Origin of the sequence: Enterobacter ludwigii (assembly GCA_023023105.1) — a bacterium.
Taxonomy (GTDB): Bacteria; Pseudomonadota; Gammaproteobacteria; order Enterobacterales; family Enterobacteriaceae; genus Enterobacter; species Enterobacter adelaidei.
The window spans coordinates 3166746-3190713 of record CP083824.1 but is presented as its reverse complement, the minus strand read 5'-3'; the positions used below and the strand labels follow the sequence as shown (position 1 = coordinate 3190713).

22 protein-coding genes are annotated in these 23968 nt (G+C 56.7%); 17 read left to right on the top strand and 5 right to left on the bottom strand.

The features are described from left to right. Nucleotides 1–5 precede the first annotated feature (5 nt). The 6 genes from nuoI to nuoN all read left to right on the top strand — a co-directional run bounded on the left by nuoI (nt 6) and on the right by nuoN (nt 6320). The gene (nuoI, locus tag LCD46_15425) at nt 6–548 is read left to right on the top strand and encodes an NADH-quinone oxidoreductase subunit NuoI (GenBank protein UOY69461.1); all 543 of its coding nucleotides are present in this window, start codon (nt 6–8) and stop codon (nt 546–548) included. A gap of 10 nt (nt 549–558) precedes the next feature. Next, the gene (gene nuoJ / locus LCD46_15420; protein UOY69460.1) at nt 559–1113 is read left to right on the top strand and encodes an NADH-quinone oxidoreductase subunit J; all 555 of its coding nucleotides are present in this window, start codon (nt 559–561) and stop codon (nt 1111–1113) included. Beyond that, a complete protein-coding gene (gene nuoK, locus LCD46_15415) occupies nt 1110–1412 on the top strand; it encodes an NADH-quinone oxidoreductase subunit NuoK (GenBank protein ID UOY69459.1) in 303 nt (100 codons plus the stop codon). The genes nuoJ and nuoK overlap by 4 nt, the downstream gene beginning before the upstream one ends. Continuing rightward, a complete protein-coding gene (nuoL, locus tag LCD46_15410; protein UOY69458.1) occupies nt 1409–3250 on the top strand; it encodes an NADH-quinone oxidoreductase subunit L in 1842 nt (613 codons plus the stop codon). Before nuoK ends, nuoL begins: the two co-directional genes overlap by 4 nt. Nucleotides 3251–3326: 76 nt before the next feature. After that, nucleotides 3327–4856, top strand: coding sequence for an NADH-quinone oxidoreductase subunit M (nuoM, locus tag LCD46_15405; protein ID UOY69457.1), 1530 nt, complete (start codon nt 3327–3329; stop codon nt 4854–4856). 6 nt (nt 4857–4862) lie between these two features. Beyond that, nucleotides 4863–6320 carry an NADH-quinone oxidoreductase subunit NuoN gene (gene nuoN / locus LCD46_15400; GenBank protein UOY69456.1) on the top strand — a complete coding sequence of 486 codons (1458 nt, stop codon included), beginning with the start codon at nt 4863–4865 and terminating at the stop codon, nt 6318–6320. 36 nt (nt 6321–6356) lie between these two features. Here the strand turns inward: nuoN and LCD46_15395 are convergent, their stop codons facing one another. Both LCD46_15395 and rbn read right to left on the bottom strand, forming a co-directional pair. Continuing rightward, nucleotides 6357–7361, bottom strand: coding sequence for a chemotaxis protein (locus LCD46_15395; protein ID UOY69455.1), 1005 nt, complete (start codon nt 7359–7361; stop codon nt 6357–6359). Between the two features lie 64 nt (nt 7362–7425). Then, the gene (gene rbn / locus LCD46_15390) at nt 7426–8343 is read right to left on the bottom strand and encodes a ribonuclease BN (protein ID UOY69454.1); all 918 of its coding nucleotides are present in this window, start codon (nt 8341–8343) and stop codon (nt 7426–7428) included. Between the two features lie 71 nt (nt 8344–8414). Between rbn and LCD46_15385 the strand changes: the two genes are divergently transcribed. The 10 genes from LCD46_15385 to LCD46_15340 all read left to right on the top strand — a co-directional run bounded on the left by LCD46_15385 (nt 8415) and on the right by LCD46_15340 (nt 18292). After that, nucleotides 8415–8876 (top strand): GNAT family N-acetyltransferase, encoded by a 462-nt coding sequence (locus LCD46_15385; GenBank protein UOY69453.1) that lies wholly within the window; start codon nt 8415–8417, stop codon nt 8874–8876. Nucleotides 8877–8929: 53 nt separating this feature from the next. Further along, on the top strand, nt 8930–9235 hold the full coding sequence (gene elaB / locus LCD46_15380; protein ID UOY69452.1) for a stress response protein ElaB: 306 nt from the start codon (nt 8930–8932) through the stop codon (nt 9233–9235). A gap of 96 nt (nt 9236–9331) precedes the next feature. Then, on the top strand, nt 9332–10627 hold the full coding sequence (gene menF / locus LCD46_15375; protein UOY69451.1) for an isochorismate synthase MenF: 1296 nt from the start codon (nt 9332–9334) through the stop codon (nt 10625–10627). Between the two features lie 88 nt (nt 10628–10715). After that, a complete protein-coding gene (gene menD / locus LCD46_15370; GenBank protein ID UOY69450.1) occupies nt 10716–12386 on the top strand; it encodes a 2-succinyl-5-enolpyruvyl-6-hydroxy-3-cyclohexene-1-carboxylic-acid synthase in 1671 nt (556 codons plus the stop codon). Further along, a complete protein-coding gene (gene menH / locus LCD46_15365) occupies nt 12383–13144 on the top strand; it encodes a 2-succinyl-6-hydroxy-2,4-cyclohexadiene-1-carboxylate synthase (GenBank protein ID UOY69449.1) in 762 nt (253 codons plus the stop codon). Before menD ends, menH begins: the two co-directional genes overlap by 4 nt. Before the next feature lie 10 nt (nt 13145–13154). Next, nucleotides 13155–14012 (top strand): 1,4-dihydroxy-2-naphthoyl-CoA synthase, encoded by an 858-nt coding sequence (menB, locus tag LCD46_15360; protein ID UOY69448.1) that lies wholly within the window; start codon nt 13155–13157, stop codon nt 14010–14012. Next, complete coding sequence (menC, locus tag LCD46_15355; GenBank protein UOY69447.1) at nt 14012–14977, top strand: o-succinylbenzoate synthase; 966 nt, start codon at nt 14012–14014, stop codon at nt 14975–14977. Before menB ends, menC begins: the two co-directional genes overlap by 1 nt. After that, complete coding sequence (menE, locus tag LCD46_15350) at nt 14974–16335, top strand: o-succinylbenzoate--CoA ligase (GenBank protein UOY69446.1); 1362 nt, start codon at nt 14974–14976, stop codon at nt 16333–16335. The genes menC and menE overlap by 4 nt, the downstream gene beginning before the upstream one ends. Before the next feature lie 124 nt (nt 16336–16459). Beyond that, a complete protein-coding gene (locus LCD46_15345) occupies nt 16460–16999 on the top strand; it encodes a YfaZ family protein (GenBank protein ID UOY69445.1) in 540 nt (179 codons plus the stop codon). A gap of 93 nt (nt 17000–17092) precedes the next feature. Then, a complete protein-coding gene (locus tag LCD46_15340; GenBank protein UOY69444.1) occupies nt 17093–18292 on the top strand; it encodes a nicotinamide mononucleotide deamidase-related protein YfaY in 1200 nt (399 codons plus the stop codon). A gap of 33 nt (nt 18293–18325) precedes the next feature. Here LCD46_15340 and glpC read toward each other — a convergent pair whose 3' ends face one another. The 3 genes from glpC to glpA are packed head-to-tail and all read right to left on the bottom strand — an operon-like array spanning nt 18326 to nt 22348. Continuing rightward, entirely contained in the window at nt 18326–19516 is a 1191-nt protein-coding gene (glpC, locus tag LCD46_15335) for an anaerobic glycerol-3-phosphate dehydrogenase subunit C (GenBank protein ID UOY69443.1), read from the bottom strand. Continuing rightward, nucleotides 19513–20730, bottom strand: a complete 1218-nt coding sequence (gene glpB, locus LCD46_15330; GenBank protein ID UOY69442.1) for a glycerol-3-phosphate dehydrogenase subunit GlpB — start codon at nt 20728–20730, stop codon at nt 19513–19515. Before glpB ends, glpC begins: the two co-directional genes overlap by 4 nt. Next, complete coding sequence (glpA, locus tag LCD46_15325; GenBank protein UOY69441.1) at nt 20720–22348, bottom strand: anaerobic glycerol-3-phosphate dehydrogenase subunit A; 1629 nt, start codon at nt 22346–22348, stop codon at nt 20720–20722. The genes glpB and glpA overlap by 11 nt, the downstream gene beginning before the upstream one ends. 256 nt (nt 22349–22604) lie before the next feature. On the opposite strand from glpA, the gene glpT reads away from it, so the two are divergent. Further along, nucleotides 22605–23957, top strand: coding sequence for a glycerol-3-phosphate transporter (gene glpT / locus LCD46_15320; protein UOY69440.1), 1353 nt, complete (start codon nt 22605–22607; stop codon nt 23955–23957). Nucleotides 23958–23968 lie beyond the last annotated feature (11 nt).

Here is a 23968-nt window from a genome sequence, read left to right as displayed (position 1 = left end):
AGACCATGACCTTAAAAGAATTACTGGTAGGCTTCGGTACCCAGGTACGCAGTATCTGGATGATCGGCCTGCACGCGTTTGCGAAACGCGAAACCCGGATGTACCCGGAAGAACCGGTATATCTGCCGCCGCGCTACCGTGGCCGTATCGTGCTGACGCGCGATCCGGACGGTTCCGAGCGCTGCGTTGCCTGTAACCTGTGTGCGGTAGCGTGTCCGGTCGGCTGTATCTCTCTGCAAAAAGCAGAGACGGTAGACGGCCGCTGGTATCCTGAGTTCTTCCGCATCAACTTCTCACGCTGCATCTTCTGCGGCCTGTGTGAAGAAGCGTGCCCAACCACGGCGATTCAGCTGACTCCAGACTTCGAGCTGGGTGAGTACAAGCGTCAGGACCTGGTGTACGAGAAAGAGGATCTGCTGATTTCCGGTCCGGGCAAATACCCGGAATATAACTTCTACCGGATGGCGGGTATGGCAATCGACGGCAAAGATAAGGGCGAAGCAGAGAACGAAGCTAAGCCTATCGACGTCAAGAGCCTGTTACCGTAAGGAGAGGGCAATGGAATTCGCTTTTTATATCTGTGGCCTTATCGCCATCCTGGCTACGCTGCGAGTGATCACGCACACCAACCCGGTGCATGCGCTGCTGTACTTAATCATTTCGCTGCTGGCCATTTCCGGGGTGTTCTTTGCATTGGGCGCGCACTTCGCCGGTGCGCTGGAAATCATCGTCTACGCTGGGGCCATCATGGTGCTGTTCGTGTTCGTGGTGATGATGCTGAACCTGGGCGGCTCTGAAATTGAGCAGGAACGTCAGTGGTTAAAACCGCAGGTGTGGATTGGCCCGGCAATTTTGTCGGCCATCATGCTGGTGGTGATTGTTTACGCCATTCTGGGCGTGAACGATCAGGGCATCGACGGCACGCCGATCGGCGCGAAAGAGGTCGGCATTACACTCTTTGGCCCATACGTTCTGGCGGTGGAACTGGCGTCGATGCTGCTGCTGGCTGGTCTGGTTGTTGCCTTCCACGTTGGCCGCGAAGAGCGTGCTGGCGAGGTGCTGAGCAACCGCACTGACGACCGCGCGAAAAGAAAAACGGAGGAGCGCGCATGATCCCCTTAACACATGGACTGATCCTCGCTGCGATTTTATTCGTTCTGGGTTTGACCGGTCTGGTTATCCGCCGCAATCTGCTGTTTATGCTGATCGGCCTGGAAATCATGATTAACGCCTCCGCGCTGGCCTTCGTGGTCGCCGGAAGCTACTGGGGCCAGACCGATGGTCAGGTGATGTACATTCTCGCCATCAGTCTCGCGGCTGCCGAAGCGAGTATTGGCCTGGCGCTGTTACTGCAGCTCCATCGTCGCCGCCAGAACCTGAACATCGATTCAGTAAGTGAGTTGCGTGGATGAACATGCTTGCCTTAACCATTATTTTTCCGCTGATTGGCTTCGTGCTGCTGGCGTTTTCTCGCGGCCGCTGGTCTGAGAATCTGTCTGCGACCGTAGGCATTGGCTCTATCGGCCTGGCTGCGCTGGTGACGGCGTATGCGGGTATCGACTTCTTCAACAACGGACGTCAGCCTTTCAGCGTGCCGCTGTGGACCTGGATGTCGGTCGGTGATTTCAACATCGGTTTCAACCTGGTGTTGGATGGTCTCTCGCTGACCATGCTCTCCGTGGTGACCGGCGTGGGCTTCCTGATCCACATGTTCGCCTCCTGGTATATGCGCGGTGAAGAGGGTTACTCCCGCTTCTTCGCCTACACCAACCTGTTTATCGCCAGCATGGTGGTTCTGGTGCTGGCCGATAACCTGCTGCTGATGTATCTGGGCTGGGAAGGCGTGGGTCTGTGTTCTTACCTGCTGATCGGTTTCTACTACACCGATCCGAAGAATGGCGCAGCGGCGATGAAAGCGTTCATCGTGACCCGTGTGGGTGACGTGTTCCTCGCTTTCGCGCTGTTCATTCTTTACAACGAACTGGGCACGCTGAACTTCCGCGAAATGGTGGAATTGGCGCCGGCGCACTTCGCTGCAGGCAACAACATGCTGTGGTGGGCAACGCTGATGCTGCTGGGTGGTGCTGTAGGTAAATCCGCACAGCTGCCGTTGCAAACATGGCTGGCCGACGCGATGGCGGGTCCAACTCCTGTCTCCGCGCTGATCCACGCTGCGACCATGGTTACCGCCGGTGTTTACCTGATCGCGCGTACCCACGGCCTGTTCCTGATGACCCCGGAAATTCTGCATCTGGTGGGTATCGTTGGTGCGGTAACACTGGTGCTGGCAGGCTTTGCCGCGCTGGTGCAGACCGACATCAAACGCGTTCTCGCGTACTCCACCATGAGCCAGATTGGTTACATGTTCCTGGCGCTGGGCGTTCAGGCGTGGGACGCAGCCATTTTCCACCTGATGACACACGCGTTCTTTAAAGCGCTGCTGTTCCTGTCATCCGGCTCTGTGATTCTGGCCTGCCATCACGAGCAGAACATCTTCAAGATGGGCGGACTGCGTAAGTCCATCCCGCTGGTATATGTCTGCTTCCTGGTGGGCGGCGCGGCGCTGGCGGCACTGCCGCTGATCACTGCGGGCTTCTTCAGTAAGGACGAAATCCTTGCGGGTGCCATGGCGAATGGTCATATCAATCTGATGGTTGCGGGTCTGGTCGGTGCATTCATGACCTCCCTGTATACCTTCCGTATGATTTTCATCGTATTCCACGGTAAAGAACAAATTCACGCTCACGCAGGGAAGGGGATTACCCATCACCTGCCGCTGATTGTGCTGCTGGTACTCTCCACCTTCGTTGGCGCAATGATTGTGCCACCGCTGCAGGGCGTACTCCCGGACACCACCGAGCTTGAGCACGGTCGCGTTCTGACGCTTGAAATCACCTCCGGTGTGGTCGCTATCGCGGGCATCCTGATCGCTGCGTGGCTGTGGCTGGGTAAACGTACGCTGGTGACGTCTGTTGCCAACAGTGCGCCTGGCCGTCTGCTGGGCACCTGGTGGTACAACGCATGGGGCTTCGACTGGCTGTACGATATGATTTTCGTCAAACCGTTCCTGGGTGTTGCGTGGCTGGTGAAACGCGATCCACTGAACAGCATGATGAATATCCCGGCGATCCTTTCCCGCTTTGCAGGTAAAGGCCTGCTGTTCAGCGAGAACGGTTACCTGCGCTGGTATGTGGCGTCCATGAGCATCGGTGCGGTTGTCGTGCTGGCGCTGCTGATGGTGTTGCGTTGATCGTTAAGTGAATTTTATTCGAATTCGTTGAAAATCAGGCCCCTGCTGGGGGCCTTTAAAAGGAATGTAAATCGCCATGTTACTACCCTGGCTAATATTAATTCCCTTCATCGGCGGCTTCCTGTGCTGGCAGACTGAACGCTTTGGCGTGAAGATGCCGCGCTGGATTGCGCTGATCACCATGGGATTGACGCTCGCGCTTGGTCTGCAACTGTGGTTGCAGGGTGGCTACTCTCTGACCCAGTCTGCGGGTATTCCGCAGTGGCAGTCTGAGTTTATCCTGCCGTGGATCCCACGTTTCGGCATTACGATCCACCTGGCGATTGACGGTCTGTCGCTGCTGATGGTGGTGCTGACCGGTCTGCTCGGCGTTCTGGCGGTACTTTGCTCCTGGCGAGAAATCGAAAAATACCAGGGCTTCTTCCACCTGAACCTGATGTGGATCCTGGGCGGCGTAATCGGCGTGTTCCTTGCCATCGACATGTTCCTGTTCTTCTTCTTCTGGGAGATGATGCTGGTGCCGATGTACTTCCTGATCGCGCTGTGGGGCCACAAGGCGTCCGACGGTAAAACGCGTATCACGGCGGCAACCAAGTTCTTCATCTATACCCAGGCGAGTGGTCTGGTGATGTTGATTGCCATTCTGGCGCTGGTGTTTGTTCACCACGATGCGACCGGAGTCTGGACATTCAACTATGAAGACCTGCTGAAGACGCCAATGTCTCACGGCGTTGAATATCTGCTGATGCTGGGCTTCTTCATCGCCTTCGCGGTGAAAATGCCGGTGGTTCCGCTGCACGGCTGGCTGCCAGACGCGCACTCCCAGGCACCAACGGCGGGTTCCGTTGACCTGGCGGGCATCTTGCTGAAAACCGCGGCCTACGGTCTGCTGCGTTTCGCGCTGCCGCTGTTCCCGAACGCCTCCGCTGAGTTCGCACCGATTGCCATGTGGCTGGGTGTGATCGGTATCTTCTACGGTGCCTGGATGGCCTTCACGCAATACGACATTAAGCGTCTGATTGCTTACACCTCCGTTTCCCACATGGGCTTCGTACTGATTGCTATCTACACCGGCAGCCAGCTCGCGTACCAGGGTGCGGTGATCCAGATGATTGCGCACGGTCTGTCCGCAGCCGGCCTCTTCATCCTGTGTGGTCAGCTGTACGAACGTCTGCACACTCGCGATATGCGTATGATGGGCGGTCTGTGGAGCAAAATTAAATGGCTGCCAGCGCTGTCCATGTTCTTCGCGGTGGCTACTCTGGGTATGCCTGGCACCGGTAACTTCGTCGGCGAATTTATGATTCTGTTCGGCAGCTTCAAAGTGGTTCCGGTCATTACCGTGGTTTCGACTTTCGGTCTGGTGTTCGCTTCCGTTTACTCGCTGGCGATGCTGCACCGTGCCTACTTCGGTAAAGCGAAGAGCGAAATTGCTGCACAAGAACTGCCGGGGATGTCGCTGCGTGAGCTGTTCATCATCCTGCTGCTGGTCGTACTGCTGGTGCTGTTGGGCTTCTATCCGCAGCCGATTCTGGATACCTCGCACTCCGCGATGGGCAATATCCAGCAGTGGTTTGTTAATTCTGCTTCTACTACAAGGCCGTAATTCGCCATGACAATAACTCCACAACAACTGATCGCGCTGCTACCGCTGCTGATCGTCGGATTGACGGTGGTGGTTGTGATGCTCTCCATTGCGTGGCGACGCAATCACTTCCTGAATGCGACCCTGTCCGTTCTGGGTCTGAACGCTGCGTTGGTTTCTCTCTGGTTTGTTGGCCAGGCGGGCGCGATGGATGTCACCCCGCTGATGCGCGTTGACGGCTATGCCATGCTGTACACGGGTCTGGTTCTGCTGGCGAGCCTGGCAACCTGTACCTTTGCGTATCCGTGGCTTGAAGGCTACAACGACAACAAAGAAGAGTTTTACCTGCTGGTACTGATTGCCGCACTGGGCGGCATTCTGCTGGCGAATGCGAACCACCTGGCCGCGCTGTTCCTCGGTATTGAGCTGATCTCTCTGCCGCTGTTTGGCCTGATTGGTTACGCCTTCCGTCAGAAACGTTCACTGGAAGCGAGTATCAAGTACACCATTCTGTCTGCTGCAGCGTCGTCCTTCCTGCTGTTCGGTATCGCGCTGGTGTATGCTCAGTCTGGTAACCTCTCCTTCGTTGCGCTCGGCAAGAGCCTCGGCGACGGCATGCTGCATGAGCCGCTGCTGCTGGCGGGGCTGGGCATGATGATTGTTGGCCTCGGCTTCAAACTGTCTCTGGTTCCGTTCCACCTGTGGACGCCAGACGTATACCAGGGTGCTCCGGCACCGGTTTCCACCTTCCTGGCGACAGCGAGCAAAATCGCTATCTTCGGTGTGGTGATGCGTCTGTTCCTGTACGCCCCGGTGGGTGATAGCGAAGCGGTTCGCGTTGTGCTCGGCATCATCGCGTTCGTATCCATCATCTTCGGTAACCTGATGGCGCTGAGCCAGACCAATATCAAACGTCTGCTGGGCTACTCGTCTATCTCCCATCTGGGTTACCTGCTGGTGGCACTGATTGCGCTGCAAAGCGGCGAGATGTCGATGGAAACCGTGGGCGTGTATCTGGCAGGTTACCTGTTCAGCAGCCTCGGCGCGTTCGGCGTGGTGAGCCTGATGTCCAGCCCATACCGTGGCCCGGATGCGGATTCACTATTCTCCTACCGTGGTCTGTTCTGGCACCGTCCGATTCTCTCTGCCGTGATGACAGTGATGATGCTCTCTCTGGCGGGTATCCCGATGACCTTGGGCTTTATCGGTAAGTTCTACGTGCTGGCCGTCGGTGTGCAGGCGCACCTGTGGTGGCTGACTGCGGGCGTGGTTATCGGCTCTGCAATCGGTCTGTATTACTACCTGCGTGTGGCGGTGAGTCTGTATCTGAGTGCACCTCAGCAACTCAACCGTGATGCCCCAACCAACTGGCAGTACAGCGCCGGTGGTATTGTGGTGCTGATCTCCGCGCTGCTGGTGCTGATCTTCGGTATCTATCCGCAGCCGCTGATTGATATCGTGCAGCACGCGATGCCGCTGATGTAAAAACAAAAAACCCGCCTCGGCGGGTTTTTTTATGCTTTAAGCCAATTGCTTGCGACTAATCAACGGCCCATCAATCTTCTTCATCGAACGATCCAGAACTTCCTCAATCACCGACGACAGCTCGTTCAGTTCAAATTTCGCCACATACCCGTCAGCTTTCACTTTACGAATATGATCTTCGTTGGCGTTACCAGAAAGCGACGAGTGGATCACCACCGGAATATCTTTCAGTACCGGGTCGGTTTTGATTTTGCGCGTCAGCGTAAAACCGTCCATCTCCGGCATTTCGAGGTCGGTCAGCACCAGGGCAATTTTATCAGTGATCGGGACCCCTTCCGCCTGCGCCTGAGCAGCGAGAACGCCAATTTTTTCCCACGCATCTTTACCGGTGATATGTAGCTGCGCCGGGATCTCCATCGCCTGCAAACCTTTTTCCAGCATGGAGCGCGCGACTTTGGAATCTTCCGCGACAATCGCGACAGCACCCGGCTTGATATGGAATTTTGTGGTTTGCAGATTAGTGGCGTGCAGATCGTGGTTAGCTGGGGTGATGTCATACAGAATCTGCTCAACATCAAGTACCATCGCCAGTTCGTTGGTATCAGTCTTCTCGTCCAGACAGGCGATACTGGTGATGTAACGTCCGCTGACGGCGGTTTCCGCCGCGTGTACCTGTTTCCAGTCGAGGCGCATGATGTTCTCAACGGATTCCACGGCAAACGCCTGCACGCTGCGGGCATATTCTGTGATCAGCAGGATGTTGAGCCCCGTTGTCGGTTTACAACCCGCTACGGCGGCCAGGTCGATCACCGGAATCACCTGATCGCGAATATTCACCATCCCCATCAGCGGTGATTTCATCCCGGCGGGTTTCGTGAACTCTGGCATCGGCACAATTTCACGCAGCTTGAAAACGTTAATGCCAAAAAGCTCTGATTTGTTTTCGTTCAGAGACGTGCCCAGCCGGAATAACAACAGTTCAAAACGGTTCGACAGGGTTAGATTCGCCCTGTCATCAATATCTTTCTGGAAATTATCCATTCTACCCTCGAGAGAAATGCTGACCTTTTAATCGTTATCGGCATCCTGAGGGAAAAATGAAGGACTAAACGCTGACTTGAGTGAAATCTTCTGCCAGCTCACATTTCGGGAACACTGCGCGGCACTCAGCCAGCAGACCTTCACATCCCCGAGCATCGTAGCGCGAGCTAACATGAGTAACGATCAGTTTCCCGACGCCTGCGTCACGGGCAAGCTGTGCCGCCTGACGGGTTGAGCTATGCCCACGGCTGTTGGCTTTCTCTTCCATGGCCGTTTCAAGCGTTGCTTCATGTACCATGACATCCACGCCCTGAGCCAGTTTCAATGCTGTCGGGCAGGGGGCGGTGTCGCCAAAAATCGCCAGTTTTTTGCCGGGCTGGGGTGCCGCGAGATAATCCTGACCATTGATAACGCGCCCATCCTCCAGCGTGACCGTCTCTCCCTGCTTCAGACGCTGGAACAGCGGCCCGGCCTTTACCCCCGCGGCGATTAACGCGGCGGCATCCAGTGCGCCGGGTTTGTCATGCGCTTCAATGCGGTAACCATAACACTCTACCGGGTGGTTAAGAGGGTGAGCGGTGACGACATAATCCTCATCATCGAAAACCAGCCCCCCGGCGATCTCAACGACCTCCAGCGGATAATCAGTCCAGGACCCACTGAGGCGTAGCGTGGTTTCAACAAATTCCCGGATACCTGCAGGCCCGTAAATCGTCAGCGGATTAGCGTTCCCGGCCATTGAACGGCTGCACAGCAGGCCAGGCAGGCCAAACAGATGGTCACCATGCAGATGCGTGATAAAAATTTTATCCAGCTTGCCTGGGTGATAAGCGGTATGTAACAGCTGATGCTGCGTACCTTCACCACAGTCAAACAGCCATAGCCCACCACGGGTTGGGTGTTTAAGATCCAGCAGAATCGCGGTCACATTTCGTGAGCGGGTTGGCACACCAGCGGACGTACCCAGAAAAATCAGTTCCATAACGCAATCAGCCCTTTGCTGAACGGGGAGGGGTTTAGTATAACGTGATGAACCCCAGGAAGGAGACTGACATGATCCAGTGGCAAGATTTACACCATAGCGAGCTCACCGTTAATTCACTGTATACGCTGCTCAAACTGCGCTGCGAAGTGTTTGTGGTAGAACAGACCTGCCCGTATCAGGACATCGACGGCGACGATCTCGTCGGCGAGAACCGGCATATCCTCGGCTGGCGGGATAACGAGCTGGTGGCGTATGCGAGGATTCTGAAAAGCGAAGACGATTTCGAGCCTGTGGTGATTGGCCGCGTCATCATTAGCGGTAAGGCGCGCGGTGAAAAACTGGGCTATCAGCTGATGGAAAAAACGCTGGAGGCGTGCCAGAAACTGTGGCCGGACAAGGCGTTATACCTGGGCGCGCAGGCGCATCTGCAATCTTTCTACGGTTATTTTGGCTTCACGCCGGTCACTGACGTATATGACGAAGACGGTATACCGCACATTGGCATGGCGCGGGAGGCTAAGCAGGCGTAATGGGTCGTCGTTGGCTATAGTTAGCGGACTGGTGTACTAACATGGAGAAAAATATGTCATTTCAATCTTGGGATACCCGTATCGATGACGACCTGACGTTATTGAGAGAAACGCTGGAAGAAGTATTACGTTCGTCGGGCGACCCTGCCGATCAGAAATATATTGAGCTGAAAGAACGTGCAGAACAGGCGCTAAATGACGTTAAAAACCGCGTCAGCCATGCGTCCGACACGTACTACTACCGCGCCAAAAAGGCGGTTTATCGTGCCGATGATTATGTTCACGAAAAACCGTGGAGAGGCATTGGTGTGGGCGCAGCTGTCGGGTTGGTGTTTGGGCTGCTTCTGGCTCGTCGTTAATTTTATGTTTAACGCTTAACCACTCCCTATACGTGGGTACTGCTATTTATAACCAGTACCCCGTATAATATGAGGTTTCAACAGGGAGAGGTTCGCGTGAATTCGATTTTCCTCGCGTTGGAGCACCTGCGTAGTCAGCTTACGCAAGCGTTACCCGCAATACCCGGTCTACGTCATTTCGACGTCACTTTCCCGTTAAACGACGCTTTCGATCCTCTTGCCTGGCTTGGCGCGCAGCAGTGCTATCCCCAGTTTTACTGGCAACAGCGTAATGGTGATGAGGAACTGGCTGCCCTGGGGGCTGTCACCCAATTCTCCTCGCTGGCGTTAGCCTCGCAGTTTTTGCGTGAGCAGAATGCGGCAAATGATACCCGTATTTGCGGCCTGAATGCATTTAACCCGGAGCAGGGCAGTCTCTTTTTACCTCGCCTGCTCTGGCGACGTTCCGCCGGAAATGCCACGTTGCGCCTGCAACTGTGGAGCGATGACTCTCTTCAGGACGATGCCCGCACCGCGTTGGATTTTCTGCAGCAACTCCATGCCGCCAGACCTATCCGCCCGCTGTCTGTGCAGGTTGAGTGCGAAACCCATCATCCGCAAAAGCAGGAATGGCTGGAGCTTATCCGCAAGGCAACAGAGACTATCGCGCGCGGTGAATTTGAAAAGGTGGTCCTCGCCAGGGCAACCGATCTGCAGTTTAAACAGCGCGTTAACCCTGTCGCACTGATGGCCGCCAGCCGCGCCCTGAATTTAAATTGCTATCATTTCTGCATGGTTTTCGACGCCAGCAATGCGTTTCTCGGCTCAACGCCCGAGCGTCTCTGGCGGCGGCGGGGAAAATTGCTTCGTACCGAAGCGCTGGCGGGCACTGTCGCCAGTCATGTTGATGATAAACAAGCCCGGCGTTTGGGCGAATGGTTGCTGAATGATGATAAAAACCAACGCGAAAATATGTTGGTAGTGGAAGATATCTGTCAGCGCCTTCAGCACTTTACCCAGACGCTTGATGTGTTGCCTGCTCAGGTTGTGCGTCTGCGCAAAGTGCAGCATTTGCGCCGCTGTATCTGGACCGAGTTGAAACAGGCCAGTGATGAACAGTGTTTACATATTCTGCAGCCTACGGCGGCCGTTGCCGGGCTGCCGCGTCAACCTGCACGGGCGTTTATTGAGAATGTTGAACCCTTTAACCGCGAGTGGTACGCCGGGTCGGCCGGGTATTTATCACCCGAACAAAGCGAGTTCTGCGTGGCATTACGCTCTGCACGTGTCCAGGATGACGCCCTGCGGCTGTACGCCGGAGCCGGAATTGTCAGCGGGTCTGACCCGGAGCAGGAGTGGCAGGAGATAGAAAACAAAGCCGCAGGGTTGCGTTCTCTGCTCCTTAGGGATTAATACTGATTCGTGCATTCCCGATTCATATCAAAATTCCAAATTTTTCTATTATTTATACTGTGTCGTAATCTTGATTCCGGACAATCTCATGTCAGTAAGTTCTTTTAACCGGCGCTGGGCGGCGGTGATCCTTGAAGCCCTGACGCGCCATGGCGTCAGGCACGTGTGTATTGCGCCGGGTTCTCGCTCAACGCCGCTGACGCTGGCGGCCGCTGAAAACCGGGCATTCATTCACCATACTCATTTTGATGAACGCGGTCTTGGCCATCTGGCACTGGGGCTGGCGAAGGTCAGCAAAGAGCCTGTAGCGGTGATTGTCACCTCTGGTACCGCCGTGGCGAACCTCTATCCGGCACTGATTGAAGCCGGTTTAACCGGTGAAAAACTGATCCTGCTGACGGCTGACCGCCCACCTGAGCTTATCGACTGTGGCGCTAATCAGGCTATTCGTCAGCCGGGACTCTTTTCCTCGCACCCTTCGCAGGCAATCTCGTTGCCGCGTCCCACGCAGGATATCCCGGCAAGCTGGCTGGTATCCACCGTCGATCACGCCATGGAGACATTGCGCAGTGGGGCGTTGCATATCAACTGCCCGTTTGCCGAACCGTTGTATGGCGAACTGGATAACACCGGCCTTGAGTGGCAGCACTCCCTCGGTGACTGGTGGGTAAGTGAAAAACCGTGGCTGCGTGAGCAGACGCATCTTGAGAGTGCTAAACAACGTGACTGGTTCTTCTGGCGGCAAAAACGCGGCGTGGTTATCGCCGGGCGCATGAGCGCTGCTGAAGGAAAATGGGTTGCTGAATGGGCGCAAACACTTGGCTGGCCGCTGATTGGTGACGTGCTCTCCCAGACCGGTCAGCCGCTGCCGTGCGCCGATCTCTGGTTGGGGAATGCGAAAGCCGTCACTGAGCTTTCACAGGCGCAGATTGTTGTCCAGCTTGGCTCAAGCCTAACCGGTAAGCGATTACTGCAATGGCAGGCAACGTGCACCCCGGAAGAATACTGGCTGGTGGATCCGCTGGAAGGGCGGCTCGACCCGGCGCACCATCGCGGGCGTCGTCTGGTCAGCAGTATCGACACCTGGCTTACGCTCCATCCGGCGGAAAAACGCAAACCCTGGGCCGTTGCGATCCCGGAACTTTCGCGTCAGGCGTGGGAGCTCACCAAAGCGCATTGTGAAGCGTTTAGCGAGGCCGGACTGGCGCACCGTATTCGCCAGTATCTGCCTGAGCAGGGGCAACTGTTTGTCGGAAATAGCCTCGTTGTCCGCCTGATTGACGCGTTTTCGCAGCTGCCTGCGGGTTACCCGGTTTACAGCAACCGTGGCGCGAGCGGCATTGATGGGCTGATCTCAACGGCTGCAGGCGTGCAGCGCGCCAGCGCGAAATCGACGCTGGCAATCGTGGGCGATCTCTCTGCACTCTACGATCTCAACGCGCTGGCGCTGCTACGACAGGCGTCGGCCCCGTTTGTGCTGATTCTGGTCAACAACAACGGCGGGCAGATCTTCTCTCTCTTGCCAACGCCGCAAAGCGAGCGTGAACGCTTTTACCTGATGCCGCAGAATGTCCAGTTTGAACACGCCGCGGCGATGTTCAGCCTGAAATACCATCGCCCGGAAAACTGGGAACAGCTTGATATAGCGCTGAGCACCGCCTGGAAACAGCCGGGAGCAACGTTGATTGAGCTGGTGGTGAATGATGCTGACGGCGCGCAGATGCTGCAAAGCCTGCTGGCACAGGTGAGCCAGCTGTGATCCTCTCGGGTGTGCAACAGGCTGGAAAACCAGGTTATCCCTGGCTGGTCTTTTTGCACGGTTTCTCCGGGGATTGCCGTGAGTGGCAGGTCGTTGGCGAGATGCTCAGCAATTATCCCCGGCTGTACCTGGACCTGCCGGGTCACGGTGGATCCGGGAGCATTGGCGTGACGGGGTTCAACGAGATGAGCAATATGCTCACCCGAACCTTGTTTAGTTACAACATACTTAACTTCTGGCTTATCGGGTACTCCCTCGGCGGCCGCGTTGCGATGTTCCATGCCTGCCAGCAGCCACAGGGGCTGCTGGGGGTGATTGTGGAAGGTGGGCATCCGGGTCTGCAGGATGACGAAGAGCGCAACAGGCGGCGGGTATCTGATCGCCGCTGGGCACAGCGTTTTCGTACTGAACCGCTGGATAAAGTCTTTACTGACTGGTATCAACAGCCCGTGTTCGCCTCCCTGACGGACACCCAGCGCGAAGCGCTGGTTACTTTGCGCAGTCAGAACAACGGCATGACGCTGGCGATGATGCTGGAGGCGACATCGCTGGCCGTGCAGCCTGATTTGCGTGCCGCGCTCAGCGCCCGCAATTTCCCATTTGAATATTTATATGGTGAACATGATGACAAGTTTGCGGCCCTTGCCGCGGAACTGAACGCCGTTCGCCATGCAATTCCCAACGCCGGACACAACGCCCACCGGGAAAACCCGGGTGCAGTTGCTGCGTGTCTGGCTCAGATACTGCGTCTTCGATAAAGGACTCTCTATGATCTATCCTGATGAACACATGCTCTATGCTCCGGTTGAATGGCAAGACTGCTCCGAAGGTTATACCGACATCCGTTACCACAAATCCGCAGACGGCATTGCTAAAATCACCATCAATCGTCCACAGGTACGTAACGCCTTTCGTCCGCTGACCGTGAAAGAGATGATCCAGGCGCTGGCAGATGCGCGCTATGACGACAACATCGGCGTGATTGTTCTGACCGGCGAAGGTGACAAAGCGTTTTGCTCCGGTGGCGATCAGAAAGTGCGCGGTGACTACGGCGGATACCAGGATGATGCGGGTACACACCACCTGAACGTGCTCGATTTCCAGCGTCAGATCCGTACCTGTCCAAAACCGGTCGTGGCGATGGTGGCAGGCTATTCCATCGGTGGCGGTCATGTGCTGCACATGATGTGCGATCTGACGATTGCCGCAGAGAACGCTATTTTCGGCCAGACTGGCCCGAAAGTGGGCTCTTTCGACGGCGGCTGGGGTGCCTCTTACATGGCGCGCATTGTCGGGCAGAAAAAAGCCCGCGAAATCTGGTTCCTGTGCCGTCAGTACAATGCTCAGGAAGCGCTGGATATGGGGCTGGTCAATACTGTCGTACCGATTGCCGATCTCGAAAAAGAGACCGTGCGCTGGTGTCGTGAAATGCTGCAAAACAGCCCGATGGCGCTGCGCTGCCTGAAAGCCGCGCTGAACGCCGACTGTGACGGTCAGGCGGGTCTGCAGGAACTGGCGGGCAACGCCACGATGCTGTTCTACATGACCGAAGAAGGTCAGGAAGGGCGCAACGCGTTTAACGAAAAACGCCAGCCAGATTTCAGCAAATACAAACGGAACCCGTAATGCGTCGCGCGCAGGTTTACCGCTGGCAGATACCGATGGACGCGGGTGTGGTACTGCGTGAACGGCGGTTAAAAAACCGTGACGGCTTCTTCGTTCATCTGCAGCAGGGTGAGCGGGAAGGCTGGGGGGAGGTTTCACCTCTGCCGGGCTTTAGCCTTGAGTCGCTGGATGACGCGCAGTCTGCATTACTGGCGTGGGCCGGAGAGTGGCGTGAGGGAGCGGATCCGGCGTTGCCGGACGTTCCTTCCGTGGCTTTTGGCATTAGCTGTGCGCTGGCTGAGCTCGACGGTAGTTTGCCTCAAGAGGCTAATTACCGTGCGGCACCGCTCTGCACCGGCGATCCGGACGAACTGTTCGCCCTGCTTTCCGCCATGCCCGGTGAGAAAGTGGCGAAAATCAAAGTTGGCCTGTACGAAGCGGTGCGAGATGGAATGGTCGCTAACCTCCTGCTGGAAGCGATCCCGGATCTGCATCTGCGTCTGGATGCTAACCGCGCGTGGACGCCACTGAAGGCGCAGCAATTCGCGAAGTACGTCAATCCGGCATACCGCAGTCGCATTGCCTTCCTGGAAGAACCGTGTAAAACCCGCGATGATTCGCGTGCGTTTGCCCGCGAAACGGGGATTGCCATCGCCTGGGATGAAAGCCTGCGCGAAGCGGATTTTGAATTTGTCGCCGAGCCCGGCGTCAGCGCGGTAGTGATTAAACCAACGCTGACCGGCAGTCTGGCGAAAGTGCGCGAGCAGGTCGCAGCGGCACATGCGTTGGGGTTGACGGCGGTGATCAGCTCCTCCATCGAATCCAGCCTTGGGCTGACCCAACTGGCACGTATCGCTGCCTGGTTAACGCCAGACACGATCCCAGGTCTCGACACGCTAAACCTGATGCAGGCTCAGCTTATTCGCCAGTGGCCGGACAGTCCGCTGCCGTGCCTCGACGTTGAGGCGCTGGAGCCATTGCGATGAGTTTTACCGACTGGCCGTGGCGGCACTGGTGTGCGCAGGCTGCCGATAAGCCGGCGCTGAGGCTGAACGATGAGGTGCTTACCTGGCAACAGCTATGTGCGCGTGTCGACCGTCTTGCGGCAGGATTTCAGCAGCAGGGCGTCGGAGAGGGCGACGGTGTGCTGCTGCTGGCCCATAATCATCCGCAAACCTTGACGGCATGGCTGGCACTGCTCCAGTGCGGGGCGCGCATTCTTCCCGTTAACCCGCAGTTGCCGCGTCATCTGCTGGATGTTCTGCTTCCGCAGATGACCCTGCGCTTTGCGCTGGTGCTGGACGGCATCTACGACGATCTTCCCGTCCTGAACATGTACGAGCATGCTGGCGAACATCGCGTTACGTGGCAACCGGCGCGGTTGGCCTCCATGACGCTGACCTCCGGCTCCAGCGGGTTGCCGAAAGCGGCGGTCCATACCTGCGAAGCCCATCTTGCCAGCGCGCGCGGTGTGCTGGCGCTGATGCCCTACGGTGATGAGGATGACTGGTTACTTTCGCTGCCGCTGTTTCATGTTTCCGGTCAGGGGATTTTATGGCGCTGGTTGCAGGCCGGGGCACGTTTAACCGTTCGCGAAAAGCAGCCGCTTGAGCAGGCACTGCAGGGCTGTACCCACGCTTCTCTGGTACCGACACAGCTCTGGCGTCTGCTTAACACTCAGCATCATATTGCGCTGAAAGCCGTTCTGCTCGGCGGAGCGGCAATACCTGTTGAACTGACAGAGGAAGCGCGAAAACAGGGCGTTCGCACCTTCTGTGGCTATGGCTTGACGGAGTTTGCTTCAACAGTCTGTGCGAAAGAGGCGGACGGCGAGCCGGATGTGGGCGGTGTGCTGCCGGGCAGAGAAGTGCAGGTGGTTGACGGTGAAGTCTGGATCAAAGCGCAAAGTATGGCCTCAGGCTACTGGCGTGACGGGGTGTTGATCCTGCTGACGAATGAGCAGGGCTGGTTCGCGACCCGCGATCGCGGTGAATGGCATGATGACCGGCTGACAATTCTGGGGCGTATGGACAACCTCTTTTTTAGCGGCGGAGAAGGGATCCAGCCTGAAAGTCTTGAGCGGGTTATCGCCCGTCATCCGCAAATTAACCAGGTGTTTATCGTCCCGCTGGACGATGCCGAGTTTGGGCAGCGCCCGGTAGCCGTGGTGGAGTGTGAACCGGGAACGGATATCACCTGTTTACCTGACTGGGTCCGGGATAAACTGGCGCGTTTTCAGCAACCCGTCCGGTGGCTAGTGTTGCCGACTGAGCTCAAAAATGGCGGCATTAAGGTCTCCCGTCGCGCGCTGCAACAGTGGGTGAATGCATCGCTTAAGGGATAGTAGCCGTTTCAAATAGTTACAATCTACCGACTTGCCGCACGCAGAGTGCTTGATCCCATGGAGACTCCGGTTAAAATCTCGCGGTTTTGGGACTTCTTTATAATAATTGTGCGGGATCACGACAATGAAAAAAGTGGCATTACTGGGCTTCGGCCTGATGGTTGTTTCTGCGGCGGCAAACGCCATTAGCATTAACGGCTCGGCGGGTCAGGATTACACCCACCTGGGCTTTGGCATGGGCACCGAGACTTCTGGTCTGGCAATGACCGGTGGCTGGACACATAACGATGACGACGGCGACGCAGCCAGCCTTGGCCTGGGTCTGAACATTCCTCTTGGTCCGTTCCTGGCCACTGTCGGCGGTAAAGGTATTTATACCAACCCGAACGACGGTGATGAAGGCTATGCGGCGGCAGTGGGTGGCGGTCTGCAGTGGAAAATTGGCGACAGCTTCGGTCTGTTTGGTGAGTATTACTATTCCCCGGACTCGCTCTCCAGCGGCATTGAAAGCTATGAAGAAGCCAACGCCGGTGCGCGCTGGACCATCATGCGTCCAATTACCATCGAAGCAGGCTATCGCTACCTGAACCTGGCCGGTAAAGACGGCAACCGCGACAACGCGCTGGCCGATGGCCCTTACGTGGGCGTCAGCGCAGGTTTCTAATCACTCCGGCGCGGCATTCTGTCGCGCCAGTTTCTCTCTTCTCCATCCTGCGTTTGCGTTATAGTGTTTTGACCATTTAAGCGGGAGAACATAATGATTAACGTGGAGATGTTATCCACCGGCGATGAAGTGCTGCATGGACAGATTATCGACACCAATGCTGCCTGGCTTGCCGATCTTTTCTTTGAGCAAGGATTACCGTTAACGCGCCGCAACACGGTGGGCGACAATCTTGAGTCACTGGTCAATATCCTGCGTGAGCGCAGCGAACAGTGTGACGTGCTGATTGTGAATGGCGGACTTGGCCCCACCAGTGACGATCTCAGCGCACTGGCCGCCGCCACAGCAAAAGGTGAAGGGCTGGTGCTGCACGAGGCGTGGCTCTCGCAGATGGAGCGCTTTTTCTCCGAACGTGGCCGCGTCATGGCACCCAGCAACCGCAAACAAGCTGAAATTCCCGCCAGCGCTGAGTTGGTTGACAACCCGGTCGGTACCGCATGTGGATTTGCCATGCAGCTGAACCGCTGCCTGATGTTCTTCACGCCGGGCGTACCCTCAGAATTTAAAGTGATGGTCGAGCAGCAGATCCTGCCGCGCCTTCGCGATCGTTTTACCCTGCCTGAACCCCCGATTTGCCTGCGTCTGACCACTTTTGGCCGCTCGGAAAGCGACCTGGCCCAGAGTCTTGATCACCTGCAACTGCCGCCTGACGTATCAATGGGGTATCGGTCCTCCATGCCAATCATTGAACTCAAGTTGACGGGGCCTGCAGAGCAGAAAGCGGCGATGCTGGCACTCTGGCCTGAGGTGCAGCGTGTGGCGGGTGAAAGCCTGATCTTTGAAGGGACGGAAGGGTTGCCCGCGCAGATTGCGAAGCAGCTGCAGTCTCGTCAACTGAGCGTGACCTTAAGCGAGCAGTTCACCGGCGGCCTGCTGGCGCTGCAGCTGTCGCGCGTCAATGCGCCGCTGTTGGCCAGCGAAGTGGTGCCGTTCCAGCAGGAGACGCTGGCGCAGACCGCCCGTTGGGCTTCTGAAAGAAGGGTAAAACATTTTGCCGGGCTGGCGCTGTTTGTCGGTGGGCTGGATGAGGAATACCTGAACTTTGCGCTGGCGACACCGGAAGGCACGTATGCCCTGAGGGTAAAAATGAGTATCACCCGCCACAGTCTGGCGATACGGCAGGAAGTTTGCGCCATGATGGCGCTGAACATGCTGCGCCGCTGGTTGAATGGCAAAGAGGTTGCCAGCGAGCACGGCTGGATAAACGTTGTCGAGTCGCTGTTCGTTGAGTAAAACACTGACCGGGGCTTCTCGCCCCGGCCATGTTCAGCCCAGAGCCCTCGCCAGTAAGGTGATCGGATGTTCGCAGCGCTTGCTGGTGGACATCTCTATTTGCCACTTGCAGGTTTCGCAGTCGGTTACCACGATATCCGCGCCGCTTTCCTCAATCTGACGGAACAGTGGGGCGCCAATCGCCTGTGACGTTTCGTAATTTTCACTTTTGAAGCCGTACGTTCCCGCAATACCGCAGCAGCGGGAATCCAGCACCGTCAGCTCCAGCCCAGGAATTAAGCGTAACAGTTCAAGCGTATAGAGCGACCAGCCCATTTTTTCCATGTGGCAGGGCGTGTGATACACCACTTTCAGCGGCAATTTTCCCAGCGGCAACGTCTGCCCGCTATCCAGTTTGCGCCACAGGAAGCGTGTTGCCAGTTCAATGTGCTCACGCAGCCCGGTGTTATCCACGTCCAGCAGATGCGGGTACTCATCTCGCAGGGTGAAGGTACAGGTAGACGAGGTGGCCAGCACCGGAATCCCCTTGTCGACGATGGCTTCACGCAGTGAGGTGACATTGCTTTTGGCCTGCTTGCGCGCTTTATCCGTAAATCCGTTGGCGATCAGTGGTACGCCGCAGCATTTTTCCTTACTAAGTAACTGAACGCCCGTCCCCATCGCATTCAGCACTTTAAGCAGATCTTTACCCAGCTGCGGGTGGTTGTAATTCACATAGCAGCCATGGAAGAACGCCACCTGTTCGGCATACTGCGCCTGTTGCGCCGCGACGGATTTATACCAGCGACGGAAGGTACCGTGAGAATATTTCGGCAGGCTGCGGTGATGGTCTATTTTAAGCGTCGTATCCAGCAGCTGGCGCACCGGTTTGAGCGCGGTCGCGGCATTCACCAGCGGGGCAAACGGCGTCGAGATGCTCCCCATCAAATCGGTGTGACTGAGAATGGCATCCCGCAATGATGGCTTTTGCGTGCTATAACGCGCCCGGGCGCGCTGGATAATATCGCCAATGTTGACATCCGACGGACAGGCAACTTCACAGCGTTTGCAGTTGATGCAGTACTTCAGCGCCTCATCATACAGCTTGCCGTCCTTCAGACGCAGACGCTCACCGTCCGGCCCGGCCTGTTTCGGACCAGGATAACGTGGATTTACGCCGCTGACCGGGCAGACGGTAGTACACACCGTGCATTTAATGCAGCTTTCAAAACGGGTATCGCTCATTGTTCAGCCTCCATGCGCTGGCTAATTTGCTCTGCCACATACAGCGCCGTGACGGCGCAGACCCCGCCACCGCAGCCCTGGGCGATAGGATCATATCCGCCAAGAAGCGAGCCGATAGCAAAGAGATTCCTGACTGACTTACCCGAAAGCTGCGGGTGCAGGTGGTTATCGACAATGACGCCGAACTGTTGCCAGGGTTGCGGCGTGAAGAAATCACTCTGATACCAGTCCGCGCGGGAGGCGCTTTGCCGGACATCCAGGCCCATTATGGCTTCGCGGATGCCGTCCCGACTGCTCAGCAGCCCGTTACTGAAGAAACTGCCGCTTGCCAGCACCGTAAAGCGGGCGCGAAGCGGAATATCATCGTGGTTGCGCGTCCAGATTTCGCTCACTTCCCCGTCAGTCAGGGTGATTTTTTTCACCTCATCACCCGCCATCCAGACGCCACCCTGCGCAACAAATTTGCGCTGGAGCTGGGTATGCAGGCGAATACCGGGAACCGACGGGGGTAGCGTCGGCAGTAAACCGAGTGTGCAGGGCAGTCGATCGGACAGCCAGCGCCAGAGTCGATTGTCGTTTAAGCCAAAGCAGGCGGGCATAAACAGCGCATCGCACCCTTCTGCAAGCGGTTTGAGCGCCTCATACAGCAGCGGCCATCTCTCTTCATGATCAAGAAAACGGGCAATATTCACCGCGCGAAACTCACTCGGGTTGTCGCGCAGGACATCAAGCTCAGGCAGCTCTATTTCTGCTGTTTCAGCGTTTACCCCCTGGCGACAAAGTGATGCCGCCGCGAGATGGGGCTGAAAATCCAGAAAACCGCTAATACCTACCACCCGCACACGCGCTGAGCTGAGCGGGGTAACGGGCACCTCCTCCGGGCTGAGCCAGGCGGAGCGTAGGGTGCCGAGTGGTGTAACACGCTGATGATTTTTCCTGGCGCTTCCCTGCAGACGAGCGCCGCAATCCGCCAGTAGCGCTTCGGTTTCCAGGGCAAAGCGATCGATATGCTGCGCGCCTGTCAGGTGATAAGGGTGCTCTGGCGGAAGTTTTTCTCGGTACGTTTCGTCCACCAGATCCAGCGAGCCCGACGAGAAGTGCAGGGCGCTCTGACCCCGGGTGATAATGGCGCAGCGTAGCCCCTGTTTTGTGAGTTTGATGCCACAGAGCAGACCCGCCAGCCCACCGCCGACGATCACGGTATCAAATTTCATCGTGTTGCTCCTTCTCCAGACCGCAAAGCCCCTGGTAGACCCAGCGGGTAAATTCACTTTCACGCAGAGCATCGCCCCAGGCGACAGGCTGAATACCTTTCCAGCGCTCGTTTAAAAAAGCACTGAGTTGATCGAGCGACTGGGTCGCGGTGGTGGTATGAAAGCGTTGCAATAACCCGGCGGCACGGCAGGCGCACAATTCACCCTGACACGTCCCCATTCCAACCCGGGTGCGGCGGCGGAGATCGAGCAGAGAATTGACGGTCAGATTTTCCACCGCATATTGTACTTCGCCCGCGGTTACGGCTTCGCACTCGCAGACCAGGCTGCGACTAAGCCGGCCTTCACCCAGCCAGACCGGCGTCCTGTCACCATGACGATAGATGGCCGAACCGCGCAGGGGAGCGGGCAGGGAGATAATTTTTTGCAGCGTCTTCTCGGTAGACTGACGTGAGCCGGGCAGGGGCTGTTCTGCCGTTTTGCACGGCTCGGTGTTGCCCAGTTTGCGGCAGACGGCATCGGTTGCCCATTCGGCCATCAGACGATAGGTCATAAGTTTGCCACCGGTGATGGTGATAAACCCTTCCATGCCGTCGCGTTCAGCATGATCGAGCAGCACAATGCCCCGGCTGACGTTACGCCCGCTTGGGTCGTTATCGCTGGCAACCAACGGACGCACACCCGCGTAGGCGCGCAGGATCCGGGTCTGCGCCATCACCGGGGCCAGTTTTTCCCCTTCACGCAGCAGAATCTCCACTTCTTCAGCAGTGACGCGGTTGTAATCAATCTCGCTATAGTCCACGTGGGTTGAGGTGGTACCGATTAATGAAATGGTATCGCCCGGAACCAGAATATCGGCATCAGACGGTTTACGGCAGCGGTTAATCACATGGTTATTGATGCGATGGTCGAGGATCAGCAGCGAGCCTTTTGCCGGAAACATGCGAACGGACAAGTCTGCATACTCCGCAATCCGCTGCCCCCAGATCCCCGCTGCGTTGACGACCACGGAAGCATACAGTTCACTGTGTTCGGTATATTGCTTATTAAAAAGCCGCACGCCACGGACGCGGTGACCTTCCCGGATAAGCCCGGTCACTTCATGCCCGGTCAGGATGTGCGCGCCATGTTCGCGGGCATCAAGCATATTGGCGGCCGTCAGGCGGAAGGGATCAACCGTGCCGTCTGGCACTTTTACCGCCCCTGTCAGGATCGGGTTGACGGAGGGCTCAATGCGCCGCGCCAGGGCCGGGTCAATGGCCTCGGCCTGAATCCCCGCCGCGCGACAGGCGGTAATGAAGGTAGCCTGAAAGGCGAGATCGTCTTCGGGAAGCGTGATAAACAAGCCGTCTGTAGGTTCAATGCAGTGGCGAGCAATCCGTCGCAGGATCTGGTTTTCGGCAATACATTCACGAGCCGATTCGCCATCGGTAACGGCGTAGCGGGCACCGCTGTGAAGCAGGCCATGATTGCGCCCGGTGGCGCCTGTCGCAATATCATGGCGCTCCAGAAGCGTGACGCTCAACCCCCTGAGTGCGCAATCACGTGCGATGCCGGCACCGGTCGCACCGCCGCCAATGATAATCACATCGCTGTAGCGTGGATCGTGAATTGTCATTGTCATCCCTCTGTGTTCGTTTTTTTACCATTTAGCCACATGAAAACTATGGTTTGTTTGATTTCGAACACAAACGAGCGAAATTCGAAAGTGAAACGTGATTTCATGCGCTTTTTTGCGCATTCTGTCATATTTCTGTAACAATCTGTGCGTTGATTCACAGTAACAATCACCGTGATTTCTTAACATCGCCGCCTCTCTGGAGTATGGGGCAGTAAAACCCCTGTAAATTCAATACATGGCCACGGAGGCTGTCATGCTCAGTATCTTCAAACCCGCGCCGCATCGTGCGCGTCTGCCTGAGGCAGAAATTGATCCGCTATACCGTCGTCTGCGTTGGCAAATTTTCCTGGGGATTTTCTTCGGGTACGCGGCGTACTACCTGGTGCGTAAAAACTTCGCCCTCGCCATGCCGTATCTGGTGGAGCAGGGCTTTTCGCGGGGGGATTTAGGGTTCGCGCTGTCGGGAATTTCGATTGCCTACGGTTTTTCCAAATTCATCATGGGTTCCGTGTCGGATCGCTCGAACCCGCGTGTGTTTCTGCCAGCCGGTCTGATCCTGGCGGCAGCGGTGATGTTGTTTATGGGCTTTGTGCCGTGGGCAACCTCCAGTATTGCCATCATGTTCGTGCTGCTGTTCCTCTGCGGCTGGTTCCAGGGAATGGGATGGCCACCATGCGGACGCACCATGGTGCACTGGTGGTCGCAGAAGGAACGTGGCGGCATCGTGTCGGTATGGAACTGTGCGCATAACGTGGGAGGCGGTATTCCACCGCTGCTGTTCCTGTTGGGGATGGCCTGGTTCAACGACTGGCACGCGGCGCTCTATATGCCTGCTTTTGGTGCTATCGTCGTGGCGATTATCGCTTTCGCGCTGATGCGCGACACGCCTCAGTCCTGCGGTTTGCCTCCGATCGAAGAGTACAAAAACGACTATCCGGATGATTACAGCAAGGAGCACGAAGAAGAGCTGACTGCAAAACAGATCTTCATGAAGTACGTCCTGCCGAACAAGCTGCTGTGGTACATCGCGGTGGCGAACGTGTTCGTTTACCTGCTGCGCTACGGCATCCTCGACTGGTCGCCAACCTACCTGAAAGAGGTGAAGCACTTCGCGCTGGATAAATCCTCCTGGGCCTACTTCCTGTACGAATATGCCGGGATCCCAGGCACGCTGCTTTGTGGCTGGATGTCGGACAAAGTGTTTAAAGGTAACCGCGGTGCGACAGGCGTGTTCTTTATGACCCTGGTGACCATCGCTACCGTGGTGTACTGGCTCAACCCGCCGGGCAACCCGGGTGTGGACATGGCCTGCATGATCGTCATCGGCTTCCTGATTTACGGCCCGGTGATGCTGATCGGTCTGCATGCGCTGGAGCTAGCGCCGAAAAAAGCGGCGGGCACGGCGGCAGGCTTTACCGGCCTGTTTGGCTACCTCGGCGGGTCGGTCGCGGCAAGCGCCATTGTGGGCTATACCGTTGACTTCTTCGGCTGGGACGGCGGCTTTATGGTGATGATTGGCGGTAGCGTGCTGGCGGTACTGCTGCTGGTTGTTGTGATGATCGGCGAAAAACGTCACCACGCTGAAGTGCTGGCGCGTCGTCAATAAGGAGCATTGCG

Coding starts and splice junctions, on each gene's coding strand:
- LCD46_15340 (UOY69444.1), top strand. CDS start 17,093: ATGATTAACGTGGAGATGTTATCCACCGGCGATGAAGTGCTGCATGGA.
- nuoM (UOY69457.1), top strand. CDS start 3,327: ATGTTACTACCCTGGCTAATATTAATTCCCTTCATCGGCGGCTTCCTG.
- rbn (UOY69454.1), bottom strand. CDS start 8,343: ATGGAACTGATTTTTCTGGGTACGTCCGCTGGTGTGCCAACCCGCTCA.
- nuoN (UOY69456.1), top strand. CDS start 4,863: ATGACAATAACTCCACAACAACTGATCGCGCTGCTACCGCTGCTGATC.
- glpT (UOY69440.1), top strand. CDS start 22,605: ATGCTCAGTATCTTCAAACCCGCGCCGCATCGTGCGCGTCTGCCTGAG.
- nuoK (UOY69459.1), top strand. CDS start 1,110: ATGATCCCCTTAACACATGGACTGATCCTCGCTGCGATTTTATTCGTT.
- menC (UOY69447.1), top strand. CDS start 14,012: ATGCGTCGCGCGCAGGTTTACCGCTGGCAGATACCGATGGACGCGGGT.
- glpC (UOY69443.1), bottom strand. CDS start 19,516: ATGAGCGATACCCGTTTTGAAAGCTGCATTAAATGCACGGTGTGTACT.
- glpA (UOY69441.1), bottom strand. CDS start 22,348: ATGACAATTCACGATCCACGCTACAGCGATGTGATTATCATTGGCGGC.
- LCD46_15395 (UOY69455.1), bottom strand. CDS start 7,361: ATGGATAATTTCCAGAAAGATATTGATGACAGGGCGAATCTAACCCTG.
- menD (UOY69450.1), top strand. CDS start 10,716: ATGTCAGTAAGTTCTTTTAACCGGCGCTGGGCGGCGGTGATCCTTGAA.
- menE (UOY69446.1), top strand. CDS start 14,974: ATGAGTTTTACCGACTGGCCGTGGCGGCACTGGTGTGCGCAGGCTGCC.
- LCD46_15385 (UOY69453.1), top strand. CDS start 8,415: ATGATCCAGTGGCAAGATTTACACCATAGCGAGCTCACCGTTAATTCA.
- elaB (UOY69452.1), top strand. CDS start 8,930: ATGTCATTTCAATCTTGGGATACCCGTATCGATGACGACCTGACGTTA.
- LCD46_15345 (UOY69445.1), top strand. CDS start 16,460: ATGAAAAAAGTGGCATTACTGGGCTTCGGCCTGATGGTTGTTTCTGCG.
- menB (UOY69448.1), top strand. CDS start 13,155: ATGATCTATCCTGATGAACACATGCTCTATGCTCCGGTTGAATGGCAA.
- nuoJ (UOY69460.1), top strand. CDS start 559: ATGGAATTCGCTTTTTATATCTGTGGCCTTATCGCCATCCTGGCTACG.
- glpB (UOY69442.1), bottom strand. CDS start 20,730: ATGAAATTTGATACCGTGATCGTCGGCGGTGGGCTGGCGGGTCTGCTC.
- nuoI (UOY69461.1), top strand. CDS start 6: ATGACCTTAAAAGAATTACTGGTAGGCTTCGGTACCCAGGTACGCAGT.
- nuoL (UOY69458.1), top strand. CDS start 1,409: ATGAACATGCTTGCCTTAACCATTATTTTTCCGCTGATTGGCTTCGTG.